Genomic DNA, 11732 nt, shown 5'->3' with positions numbered 1-11732 from the left:
TCCGGCGACCACAGGACACCGGATGCGGCGGGGCCTGTCCGGCGCACAGGGCGGCGGCCGGGGCAGGTTCACTCCAACGGCCGGGGCACGGCCGCGGGAGGTACGGACGGAACGGGAGCCGGCGGTGTTGACCTTCAAGCCGGTCGAAGCCCAATGATGGCGGGGTGCCGAATTCCGAACTGATGCCGATCGGGGCCTTCGCCCGCCGCAGCGGCCTGACCCCCAGCGCCCTGCGCTTCTACGCCGACTCGGGGCTGCTGCGGCCCGCCGAGGTCGACGAGTCCTCCGGCTACCGCTACTACGGCGACGGCCAGGTGGCGCGGGCGGCCACGCTGCGCCGGCTCCGCGAGACCGGCATGCCCCTCACCACCGTCGAGGCGGTTCTCGACGGCGGGGCCGAGGAGGCGGCCCGGCTGCTCGACGAACACGTCGCGAAGCTCATGGAGGACGCGGCGGCGGCACGGCGGACGGCCGCGGCCGTCAGGACCGCGCTCGGCGGCGCGCCGGGCCTTCCGGTCGTGGCGCTGAAGGGCCCCGTACTGGCGGCGGCGGTCGAGCAGGTCCTGACGGCGACCACCCACGAACCGGGCCTGCCGGTGCTCGCCGGCCTGCGCGTCGAGGTGACCCCCGAGGCGGTCACGCTGACCGCGACCGACCGCTACCGGCTCTCCACCCGGACCCTGGTGCCGCACGAGCCGCCGGCGCGGACCTGGGCGGGCACCGTCGACGGGGACGAACTGAGGGCGGCCGCCGCCGAGATCCGCCGCGGCGCCCTGGTGCGGATTGAGGCGTCGGCCCACGGGCTCAGGCTCCGCCCGGCCGGACGCGAGGACCGGTACTGCCGCCTGCTGACCGGGGACTTCCCCGACCACCGGCTGGTGCTCGCGTCGCTCGCCGAGGCCACCACCCGCGTGACGGTCGCGAAGGAACCGTTCCTGCGGGCCCTGGAGGAACACCCCGGCGAGCGCCTCGCGCTGCACGTCACCGACCGCGCCATGAGCGTCGGACCGGTGGACGGCGAGTACCCCGGCACCCCGCTGCCGGCCGTGGTGACAGGACAGCACCTCGTCATCCGGTTCGAGCTGACCACGCTCCACCCCGCCGTGAGCACCGCGATCGGCCCCGACGTGATGCTCGACCTCAGGGGGCACGACCGGCCCGTCACGATCCGCTCCGCCGACCGCGGCGACCTCACCACCCTGGCCATGCCCGTCGAGCCCGGCCCCACCGCCTGACCGGCACCCCTGCCCGTCCCCACCCCGCTCGACCGGCGCCCCCGCCCGGTGCTTCCGGACGACGGACGCACGCGAACGACACGACGACGAACGGACACACCGTGACTGCCCCGAGCACCGCCCCGAGCACCGCCCCGGACCCCGCCCCGAGCACCGCCCCCGATCCGATGATGGAGGCCATCGGCAGGGCCGTCACCGAAGGCAGGGCGGGCAACACCGCTTCCGCGCGCCGAGAGCTCCTGGAGCTGTGGTCCGCGACCGGCGTCACCGGCGACCCGCTGCACCGCTGTACCCTGGCGCACCACCTCGCGGACCTCCACGAGGATCCCACCCAGGCGCTGGCCTGGGACGTCCGGGCACTCGACGCCGCCGACGCGATGACCGGACAGCGGGTCCGGGACCATCAGGCGGACCTGACCGTCGCCGGCTTCTACCCCTCCCTCCACCTCAACCTCGCAGACAACTACCGCAGGCTCGGCTCCTTCGAAGCCGCGGCCGAGCACATCCGGGCGGCCGGGGCCCACGCCCCCCACCTCCCCGCGGGCCCCTACGGCGACCTGATCCGTGACGCGATCCGCGGGGTCGCCGAGGCCGTCGCCGCCCGGGACCGCGCCCCGCGGCCCTCCGCGCCCGGTTCCCCCGCCTGACCCGGCCCACCGGCGGAGAGGCGCGGGCCGGGAACCCGGCCGGGCACCCGTCCCGCACCCGCCGTGACCCGGAGTCCCTCAGGCCGGCCGCAGCTCGAACCAGTCGAAGGCCGGGGCACCGTACGTGGCGTACATACCGATGACACGCCCCGTGAAGCCGCCCGCGACCTCCGTGGTGAGGTAGCGGCCGTCGAGTTCGGCCAGGACCTCGAAGGAGCCGTCGGCCGTCTCGTACCCCAGGCGGAGGGTGTCGGGGGCGCCGATGCGCAGTCCGGCCGCGAGGGCGTCGGCGTCCGGGTCCGCGCCCCGGACGGTGACCGTCGGCGGCAGGTCCACGGCGGTCGTGACGTCGATCCGCAGGGTCACCGGACCGGGCGGCAGGGCCCGTTCGGCGACGGTGCCGGTCAGCGGGCCGATGCGGGCGACGGCGCGGACCGCGCCCTCACCCGTCACCTCCACCCGGTAGTGGTGCGCCTCGTCGAGCCGGACCACGATCCCGCCGGTGTCCGGTCCGGCCGCCTCCACCCGGGTACGCGCGACGCAGTCGGGGTCGCGCTGGCGCCGCCCCACGAACAGGGCGCCGGGCCGGTCGAGACTGTCCGCGCGGGCGTGCAGCACCAGATGGCCGGGCCGCTCGCCGAGCCGGACGGCGTCCGGGTCCTGCCGCCGGAGCGTCACCCAGCAGGGCGCCGGCGTGGGGGAGTCGAAGTCGTCCAGCCCGGATTCCGCCGGCCACGGATGGGGCGGCAACTCCGGTGCGGGGGAGCGGAGTTCCAGCGGGCCGGGCAACGGCCACCCGTCCTCCCAGCGCACCGGCACCAGGAAGGTCTCCCGGCCCATGCCGTGGAACTTCGGGGTGTCGCCCCGGGGCCGGGTGCCCAGCAGCACCATCCACCAGGTGCCGTCCCCCGCCTCGACCAGATCGCCGTGGCCGGTGTTCTGCACCGGGTGGTCCGTGCTGCGGTGGGACAGTACGGGATTGTCCGGGTGCGGCTCGTACGGTCCCGTCAGGGAGCGGGCCCGCGCCACCGACATCGCGTGCCCGCGTTCCGTACCCCCCTCCGACAGCAGCAGGTACCACCAGTCGCCGATCCGGTACAGGTGCGGCCCCTCCGGGTACTGCAGGCCGCTGCCCGACCACAACGCCACCTGCTCGCCCAGCAGTCCGCCCGTCACCGGATCGATGCGCACCCCGCGTATGCCCCCGTCGGAGAACACGCACCAGCAGTTCCCCTCCTCGTCCCACGCCAGGTCGGGATCGATACCGGGCACACCGACCGGCACCGGATCCGACCACGGGCCCGCCGGGTCGTCGGCGGTCACCAGCACGGTGCCGGTCTCCCCGACGACGGTCGTGATCATCCAGAACCGCCCGTCGTGGTACCGGAGCGTGGGCGCGTACACCCCGCACGAGGCGGGAACGGTCTCGTGCAGCTCCAACTGGGAGGGCCGGCCCAGCGCATGGCCGATCAGCCTCCAGTGCACCAGGTCGCGGCTGTGCCACAGGGGCACCCCGGGCACGTACTCGAAGCTGGACGTCGCCACGTAGTAGTCGTCGCCCGCCCGGCAGATGCTCGGGTCCGGACTGAAGCCGGGGATCACCGGATTGTCGAAGAACGCCATGTCTGTCCTCGGGAGTGGGGCCGGACCACGGGCGGCCGGGCCGCTCAGGGACCGACCGATCATCGAAGCGCTTCGAAGATCGCACCCCGGTGGGGGGCTGTCAACGGATGCCGTCGGCGGAGATCGGAAAAACCTCGGAGAGGGCGTGCCGATACCGTGAAAAGGGAGGCATGGGTGCGGGGTGAGCCGTTACGGCCCTGCGGTTCGGCACGGATCCGGACGACCCCGGCGGTCGGTGTGTTGAAGCGCTTCGACATGCGGAGGGGGCGGAGGTGCGAGGCCCCGTCGGCAGGGGTGGGCGCGGTGCGGGGCGGAGGGTGTTCCGCCCGTGTCGCGGGAAGTTGTGTCAGCGGCGTTGACGTGCGGTCCCGGCCGCTGCACATTACCTATCGGTAGAACCGATTGGTAGCGGCTGTCCGGAGCCGGGCGGCCGTCGGCGTCGGACGTTCTCGCCCTGTCCTCGCCGCCGGCGGCCCCGTGCCGGACCGCCGGGATCCCGTACCGGGCGAGTGGTCCCCGCTCGCCCGCCCCCCTCACCCGGGAAGCCCCTCACCCGAGAATCGAGAGCAGATGCCGAAGCCGGCCTTCCGTCGTGTCATGACCGTGACAACAGCTGTCGCCGGGGCGCTCGCGCTCAGCGCCGGCGGAGCCGTCGCGCAGACCGCCGCCCCGTTGGACTACGTCGCTCTGGGCGACAGTTACAGCGCGGGTTCGGGCGTCCTGCCGGTGGACCTCAGCAACCTGCTGTGCCTGCGCTCCACGGTGAACTACCCCCATGTCATCGCCTCCAGGACCGGCGCCGACCTCACGGACGTGACCTGCGGGGCCGCCGAGACCAAGCACTTCACCCAGTCCCAGTACCCCGGAGTGGCCCCGCAGCTGGACGCCGTCGGCGCGGACACGGATCTGGTGACGCTGACCATCGGCGGCAACGACAACGGCACCTTCATCAACGCGCTCACGGCCTGTGCCACCGCCGGTCTGCTGAGCGGCGGGAAGGGCAGCCCCTGCAAGGACGAGAACGGCACCCACTTCGAGGACCAGATCGAGCGGAACACCTACCCGGCGCTGGTGGCGGCCCTGGAGGGCATCCGGGCCAAGGCGCCCGGCGCGCGGGTGGCGGCCCTGGGCTACCCGTGGATCACCCCGGCGACCGCGGACCCGTCCTGTTTCGCGAAACTGCCGGTCGCCGCGGGCGATGTCCCCTATCTGCGCGGCATCCAGGAACGGCTCAACTCCGCGGTCCGGCGCGCCGCCCAGGAGACGGGCGCCGCGTACGTCGACTTCGCGAAGGAGTCCGAGGGGCACGACGCCTGCAAGGCGTCCGGCACCCGGTGGATCGAGCCGCTCCTCTTCGGTACGAGCGTCGTCCCCGTCCACCCCAACGCCCTGGGGGAGCGGCGCATGGCGGAGCACACCATGAGCACCCTCGGGATCGGCTGATCCACCGGCGCGTACCCGCTCACGCGCCCGGCCCGCCCGCACCGGCCGGTGCGGGCGGGCCGGGCGTCCCGGTCCTCCGCCCGCCGGACCGTGCGCCTTCCCGTGCCGGACGTCAGACGTGTACGCCGAAGTCGGCGGCGATGCCGGCCAGTCCGCTGGCGTAACCCTGGCCCACGGCACGGAACTTCCACTCCGCGCCGTGCCGGTACAGCTCGCCGAAGACCATCGCCGTCTCGGTGGCGGCGTCCTCGGACAGGTCGTAACGCGCGATCTCCACGTTGTCCGCCTGGTTGACGACGCGGATGAAGGCGTTGCGGACCTGGCCGAAGCTCTGGCCCCGGTTCTCCGCGTCATGAATGGACACAGGAAAGACGATCTTCGTGACGCCGGCGGGTACGGCCGCCAGATCGACCTTGACGCTCTCGTCGTCGCCCTCGCCCTCACCGGTGAGGTTGTCACCGGTGTGCTGGACCGAGCCGTCCGGGCTGGTGAGGTTGTTGTAGAAGACGAAGTGCCGGTCCGACACGACCTTGCCGGTGTCGTCCAGCAGCAGAGCGCTGGCGTCCAGGTCGTAGTCGTTGCCGGTGGTCGTCCGCACGTCCCAGCCCAGGCCGACCACGACGGCGGTCAGGCCGGGCGCCTCCTTGCTGAGAGAGACGTTGCCGCCCTTGGCGAGGCTCACACCCATGTCGCATCCCTTCCTGTACCGCTTCTGTGCCGCGGGCGGGCGCCGGGGCCCGCCCGCGCGTTGCGGAGTCAAAAATCTACATCACTGTAGAAGTTTGTTGCGGGCCGGGTCCCCGGGGGGCGGGCCGGGCTCCCGAACGCGGGCCGGGTCCCCGGGCGCGCCCCGTCCGGTGGCCGCCCGGGAGTCCCCTCAGATGGGGCACGGGACCGGCTCCTTCGGCCGTGCGGGGACCCGGGCCCGGGCGAGCAGGGCGGCCGGTTCCGGCGTGGCCTGCAACGAGGTGAGCGTCAGGAGCCACCACTGGTCCAGCCGGTCGCCCCAGCCCGGTGCGCCCGGCATCTCGTCGGCCAGGGTGCACAGCCCGAAGAACGCGCACACGAGCGTCACCGCCGTCGCCGACGGCTCGATCCCCTCGGCGAGCTCGCCCCTCCTGCGGGCCTGGACGAGAAGGCGGGTCGTGGCCCGCGCCCAGGCGTCGAACGGGGTGGGTACGGCGGCCTCGATCGTGCGGCGCTCCGCCCAGAGCCGTGCGCCCGCGCGTGCCACGACGTCCTCGCTGAGGGACCGCGCGACCTCGAAACTGAGGGCGACCAGCTTCTCCAGGGGCGGGACGTCCGGTGCGGCGTAGCGGGCCGTGAGCTGCGGCCAGGTGGCGAACTGCTCGCGGACCACCGCCAATGCCAGCTTCTCCTTGCTCGAGTAATGGAAATAGATCGCCCCGCTGGTTTTCCCCGAGTGATCACTTATGTCATTGACACTCGTTCCCGTATATCCGCGTTCGACAAATAGATGTGCTGCCGATTCCAGGAGCATTTTGCGGGTTGCGCGCGCCCTGTCCTGCACTTCAGTTCCACCTTCGCTCAAATGTGCTAATACTGCGACGGGGGACCCGGGCCTTCCGTCGCGGGGGCCGATCGCATCGCGCGAAGATCTTATTATTCATCGACCGTGCGGGTGTGCGGATGGTTCTTCCCGGCCGATGCCCCTGCCGGGAAGAATCGTTTCGGAAGAAGGCGGGGATTTTGTCCGGAGCGGAGCCGCGGCGGACCGGGGCGCGGCGCTCACCAGGCGTGTTCTCCAGAATGCGGCCGACGGGATCTCTTTCTCCGGATGGGGCGTGAGGGCCGGCCGCCGTCGGCCGGTTCGTTTTCATGCACTCGAATTGGTGATTGCGGAAATCCGGGGAACGGAATTAACGTAACGGCCACGATGTTTTCGGCTCGGCCGAAGTGGCGGACCGTGTCCGCCACGGCGCGCCCACGGTGCGTACAGCCAGGTCCGTGTGGTCGCGGCAGCCGTGCGACATCGCGCGTTCCCGCTCATTTCCGCGAGTGGCTCACCCACACCCAGGCCCGCCCGCGTCCGTGCCCGACCGGCCGGCGCAGCTCCCGAGAACGGCGATCACATGACAGCTCATCCCATCCTTTCCTGGTCCCCCTCCGCCATCGTCTTCGACTGTGACGGAACCCTGATGGACACGGAACGGCACTGGCAGGACGCCCGGAACATCACCTTCAGGGAGTTCGGCCTCAAGCCGCCCCCGGGGTTCGCCGACCGCGCCAAGGGCGTCCACTACACCGAGTGCGGCGCGCTCATGGCCGAGGAGACCGGGAAGCCGGACCTCGTGGACGACATCACCGACACGCTGCTGGACACCTTCACCGCACTGGTCGACCAGGACCCCGTCACCATGCCCGGAGCCGCCGCGCTGGTGCGGCTGGCGGCCCGCCACCGGCCCCTGGCGGTGGCGAGCAACTGCCCGCGGGAGATGGTGGAGACATGCCTCGACCGGGCCGGACTCCTCAGCTGCTTCGGCCATGTCGTGGTCGCCGGCGAGGGCGTACGGCCGAAGCCGGAGCCCGACGTCTACAGAGTGGCCGCCCGTCTCTGCGGCGTGCCGCCCGAGGAGTGCCTGGCGGTGGAGGACTCGCTCACGGGGATGGTGTCGGCCCGCCGCGCGGGCCTTCGCGTCATCGGGCTCGGTCCCTGCCCGCCCGGCCCGGATTCGGAAGAGGCGGACCTGTGGGTCACGAGCCTCGCCGACCGCGAACTGATGTCGTGGGCCCGTAGCCGGATCGGCGCGTAGAGCGGGCGGCGGGCCGGCCGGGGCCCGGAGCGGCGCGGGGGCCGGGGCGGGACGCCGCCCCGGTCACTCCGGGGGCAGGTGGGGCTTCAGGGTGCGCACGGGTCCGGCCGCGGAGGCGAAGAACAGGGCGACACCCACCGCCCCGGGGTCCGGGATCCCCGTCGCCCGCTCACCCAGATAGCTCGCCCGGCCCATGCGGGCCGTCAGGGAGGCGGTGTCCCGCACCCCCCGCCACGCGCCCTCCGCGGCGGCGGCCAGAGCCTCCTCCGGCGGAGCCCCCGCACCCGCCCGCAAGGCGTCGGCGGCCGGAGCCAGTGCGTCGACCAGCGTTTTGTCCCCGGGCGAGGCATCACCCACACGGCGGATGGCGGCCAGGCCCTGGGCGGTGCCCTCGGCGAGCGCGGCCGTCGTCAGTTCCGGACCGGAGCCGGCGGCCCGGCTCAGGGCCTGGAACAGCAGACCGAACAAGGGGCCGCTGGTCCCCCCGATCTCGTCGAGGAAGGCGGTGGCCACGGCCCCCAGGGTCTTCGCGGGCCCGGCCGTCCGGTCCGTCCCGTCGAGCAGCAGCCCGGCGGCCCGGACCCCAGCGGCGAGATTGTTCCCGAAGTCGCCGTCACCGGCCCGCTGGTCGAGCTCGGTCAGCTCGGCCTCGGTCGCGTACACCGATTCGGCGAAGCGGCGTATCCAGTCGTGGGTCTGCGACCCGTCGAAAGCGGCGGTCGTCATCGTGCCGTCCTCCTGCTTCTGTCGCGGGCTGCCGGGACCCGGCCCTCGGGCCCGCTCACCATCGCAACGCCGGGGTGTGGACCGGGGCGTCGTAGAACGCGAGCGTGTCCCGGTCGGCGGCCATGAGGGTCAGGGAGAAGCCGCGCATGTCGAGCGCCGTGACGTAGTCGCCGACGAGATGCCGGGCGAGCCGCACCCGCCGGGCGTCGAGGACCCGGGCCAGCTCGCCGAAGACGCCGTACAGCTCCAGTGAGGTGACCGAACCCAGACCGTTGACGAGGGCCACGACCTCGTCCCCGGGGCCCGGACGCAGCGTGTCCAGCAGCGCGCCCGCCATGTCCTCCACCAGCGCGCCCACCCGCCCCTGCTCCCTGGTGTGCTCGGCGCGTTCGCCGTGGATCCCGACGCCGTACTCCAGGACACCGGGCGGCAGGGTGAACGCCGGCTCGCCGGTGGCCGGTGCGTGGTGGGCGGCGGAGGCGACGGAGAGCGTACGGCACCTGCCCGCCAGGGCGGAGCCGAGATCCACCAGCGCCTCCAGTCCCATCCCGGCGTCGGCGGCGCCGCCCAGCACTTTCTCCACCAGGACGGTGGCCCCCGTACCGCGGCGCCCGGAGGCGATCCCCTCGGAGTCGGAGGCGAGGTCGTCGTCGACGAGGACCCGGGCGCAGGCGATCCCCTCGTCGGCGAGACGTTCCGCCGCGATGCCGAAGTTGATCCGGTCGCCCGTGTAGTTCTTGACGATGTGCAGCACGCCGTCGGGCCCCGCCACCGCGCGGGAGGCCCGGAAGATCTGCCGGTTGTGCGGAGAGGCGAAGACCCTCCCGGGGCAGGCGGCGTCGAGCATGCCCGCGCCGACGTAGCCGGCGTGCAGGGGCTCGTGCCCGGAGCCGCCGCCCGAGAGCAGACCCACCCGCCGGGCGGGCGCGGTGTGCCGTGCGGTGAGGTAGCCCTCGGCGGGTTCGTACTCCACGAGATCCGCGTGGGCCCGGGCGAAGCCGGCCAGTGCGTCGGGGACGAGTTCGCCGGCGCCGTTCTCGAAGTACCTGGTCATACGCGGCACCCTTTCCGCCCTCGGCCGCGAGGCCGGACGAGTCGACCTCCGGACGAGACCTCCATGGTGCGGGTGACCAAGCGCATGCGGCAACTCGCGCAGCGTATCGGCGGGCTGGTCCGGCGTGAAGACGCCGTACGGTGACGGCCCCGGGCGGCCGGTGCCGGGGGGCCTCCCGCGGCACGGGGCACCCCTCCCGGCCGCGCAGGGCGCGCAGAGGGGCCACCGCCGGCGACGGCGGGCGGCACGGGCCGGACCCTCTGGGGCGGTACCGGCCCGATGGCCGGAAAGCGCTGTTGTACGTGTGCCCGGCGAGGGCGCGGTGAGCCGTTCTCCCGCCAACGGGCCGGTGTCCTCGACGCGGCACGGCGGTCCGTGCTCGGACCGCACGCCTCGCACCGCACCCCTCACACCGCGAACCGGTGGCGGCGAAGGCCCCGGGCCTCACGGCCGCCGGTCACCGGTGCCGGGCCGCGCGCTTCGGCGCGTGTCCGTATCCGGTCACGTACGCGGCCGGGAGCCGTCGAGGGTCAGCGCGACGAGCCGGGGCACGAGGCCGTCGTCCCAGGGGGTGTCGCTCACGAGGACCCGCGCGAAGAGAGGGCCGCTGACGGCCTCGATCAGCAGGCCGGGGTCCGTGCCCGGCTCCAGTTCGCCCCGCTCGACGCCCCGCTCGACCATGACGGCCGCCCGCTCCAGCCGCTCCGTCCAGTAGGGGCGCCGGCGGTCGTCGAGGGTGTCGTCGTGCTCGACGCTGAGCCGCAGGAGCGCCCGGCCCTGCGGCCCGGCGAGCAGGCGCGCCAGCGAGGAGAAGAACCGCAGGAGGTCCTCCCGCACGTCCCCGGTGTCGGGGATCGGCAGCGCGGTGTCGAGTTCCGTGGTGAGGGCGTCGAGGATCAGGTTCTCCCGGGTCCTCCACCGGCGGTACACCGACGTCTCGTGCACCCCGGCCGACCGTGCCACGGCCGCCACCGTGGCGCCGGACAGGCCCTCGGTCGCGAGGATGCCGACGGCGGCGGCGAGCACCGCCTGCCGCATGGGCTCACCCCGGCGGCGGAGCGGCTGGGGCGCGGGCTGCGTGGACGTCATGCCACCACCCTAAAGCAAGTCTCGTTGCTTTATCGGGGAACGCGGTCGTAGGCTTAACGCAAGGCGACTTGCGAAACGATCCGCGTCGCGGGCTCCGCCGTCGCACCGAGGAGGTCCCCCATGGAGAAGATGCTGGCCGCGCGCCTGCACATACCGAGCCGCACCCTGCGCATGACGGAGGTGGACAGGCCGGAACCCGGCCCGGGGCAGGTGCTGGTCAAGGTCAGGGCGGCCGGGGTGTGCCTCTCGGACGTGCACCTCATCGACGGGACCCTCACCCCGCTGCTGCTGGAGGGCGACACCGTCACCCTCGGCCACGAGGTGTCCGGGACGATCGCCGCCACGGGTCCGGGCGTCACCGGGTGGCCGGTCGGCCGGCGCGTCGTCCTGTACGCCGGCGAGGTGCGCGACGGCGTCACGTACACACGCGGTGTGGACTACGACGGCGGCTGGGCCGAGTACGCGCTGTCCTCGGCGGACGCCCTGACGGTACTGCCCGACGCCATCCCGTTCGACCAGGGCGCGATCATCCCCGACGCGGTCTCGACGCCCTGGGGCGCGATCACCATGACCGGTGCCGTCCGGCCCGCCGAGGCCGTGGGCGTCTGGGGTGCCGGCGGACTGGGGGTGCACGCCGTCCAGCTGCTGCGCGCCGTCGGGGCCTGCCCGATCATCGCCGTCGACCCGAGCGAGGTCGCCCGGGAACGCGCCCTGGCCGCCGGAGCCGATCTCGCCCTGGACCCCGCCGACCCCGGGCTGCGGGAGAGCGTCGAGGCCGCCACGGCGGGGGGCCGGCTGGCAGCCGCCTTCGATTTCGCGGGGGTGCCCGCCGTACGCGAACAGGCGCTGGCCCTGCTCGCCCCGAAGGGCAGGCTCGTACTGGTCGGACTGACCGACCGGCCCCTGACGGTGGCGGACGGCACCCGCTTCAGCTACCTCCAGCAGCGGATCCTGGGCCACTACGGTTCCGACATGCCGGTCGCCCTCCCGGAGCTGCTGCGCCTGACGCAGCAGGGCCGCCTGGACTTCGCGGGGTCCATCAGCGAGGTCCTGCCCCTGTCCCGGGCCGCCGAAGCGGTGGACATGCTGAACAGGAAGGCGGGCGACCCCGTCCGGCTGATCCTGCGGCCCTGACGGCTTG

General features: G+C 73.4%; 11 protein-coding genes. 5 read left to right on the top strand and 6 right to left on the bottom strand.

Annotated features, from left to right (window positions below; all coding sequences use genetic code 11):
* Positions 1-164: 164 nt before the first annotated feature.
* Both CP967_RS06205 and CP967_RS06200 read left to right on the top strand, forming a co-directional pair.
* Entirely contained in the window at positions 165-1235 is a 1071-nt protein-coding gene (locus CP967_RS06205) for a DNA polymerase III subunit beta family protein (RefSeq protein ID WP_150486984.1), read from the top strand.
* Between the two features lie 167 nt (positions 1236-1402).
* Positions 1403-1882: a hypothetical protein gene (locus CP967_RS06200; protein ID WP_150491729.1), complete on the top strand. Its 480-nt coding sequence runs from the start codon at positions 1403-1405 to the stop codon at positions 1880-1882.
* Positions 1883-1960: 78 nt separating this feature from the next.
* Here CP967_RS06200 and CP967_RS06195 read toward each other — a convergent pair whose 3' ends face one another.
* Complete coding sequence (locus CP967_RS06195; RefSeq protein WP_150486983.1) at positions 1961-3505, bottom strand: glycoside hydrolase family 43 protein; 1545 nt, start codon at positions 3503-3505, stop codon at positions 1961-1963.
* Between the two features lie 570 nt (positions 3506-4075).
* On the opposite strand from CP967_RS06195, the gene CP967_RS06190 reads away from it, so the two are divergent.
* Complete coding sequence (locus tag CP967_RS06190; protein WP_150486982.1) at positions 4076-4948, top strand: SGNH/GDSL hydrolase family protein; 873 nt, start codon at positions 4076-4078, stop codon at positions 4946-4948.
* Positions 4949-5060: 112 nt separating this feature from the next.
* Here the strand turns inward: CP967_RS06190 and CP967_RS06185 are convergent, their stop codons facing one another.
* Both CP967_RS06185 and CP967_RS06180 read right to left on the bottom strand, forming a co-directional pair.
* Positions 5061-5636 carry a TerD family protein gene (locus tag CP967_RS06185; protein WP_150486981.1) on the bottom strand — a complete coding sequence of 192 codons (576 nt, stop codon included), beginning with the start codon at positions 5634-5636 and terminating at the stop codon, positions 5061-5063.
* 189 nt (positions 5637-5825) lie between these two features.
* Complete coding sequence (locus CP967_RS06180; RefSeq protein WP_268253069.1) at positions 5826-6479, bottom strand: ScbR family autoregulator-binding transcription factor; 654 nt, start codon at positions 6477-6479, stop codon at positions 5826-5828.
* A 562-nt stretch (positions 6480-7041) separates the two neighbouring features.
* Here CP967_RS06180 and CP967_RS06175 point away from each other — a divergent pair.
* The gene (locus tag CP967_RS06175; protein WP_150486980.1) at positions 7042-7722 is read left to right on the top strand and encodes an HAD family hydrolase; all 681 of its coding nucleotides are present in this window, start codon (positions 7042-7044) and stop codon (positions 7720-7722) included.
* 63 nt (positions 7723-7785) lie between these two features.
* On the opposite strand, the gene dhaL is transcribed toward CP967_RS06175, so the two are convergent.
* From dhaL to CP967_RS06160, 3 genes are all read right to left on the bottom strand, one after another.
* The gene (gene dhaL / locus CP967_RS06170) at positions 7786-8448 is read right to left on the bottom strand and encodes a dihydroxyacetone kinase subunit DhaL (RefSeq protein ID WP_150486979.1); all 663 of its coding nucleotides are present in this window, start codon (positions 8446-8448) and stop codon (positions 7786-7788) included.
* 55 nt (positions 8449-8503) lie between these two features.
* On the bottom strand, positions 8504-9502 hold the full coding sequence (locus CP967_RS06165; RefSeq protein WP_150486978.1) for a dihydroxyacetone kinase subunit DhaK: 999 nt from the start codon (positions 9500-9502) through the stop codon (positions 8504-8506).
* Positions 9503-10003: 501 nt separating this feature from the next.
* Positions 10004-10591, bottom strand: a complete 588-nt coding sequence (locus CP967_RS06160; RefSeq protein ID WP_229888648.1) for a TetR/AcrR family transcriptional regulator — start codon at positions 10589-10591, stop codon at positions 10004-10006.
* A gap of 120 nt (positions 10592-10711) precedes the next feature.
* Between CP967_RS06160 and CP967_RS06155 the strand changes: the two genes are divergently transcribed.
* Positions 10712-11725 (top strand): zinc-binding dehydrogenase, encoded by a 1014-nt coding sequence (locus CP967_RS06155; protein WP_150486977.1) that lies wholly within the window; start codon positions 10712-10714, stop codon positions 11723-11725.
* Positions 11726-11732: the final 7 nt, after the last annotated feature.

Source organism: Streptomyces nitrosporeus, assembly GCF_008704555.1.
In the GTDB taxonomy this organism is placed as follows: Bacteria; Actinomycetota; Actinomycetes; order Streptomycetales; family Streptomycetaceae; genus Streptomyces; species Streptomyces nitrosporeus.
Note: the sequence above shows the minus strand (reverse complement) of the source record. Positions and strands in the feature narration are given on the sequence as shown.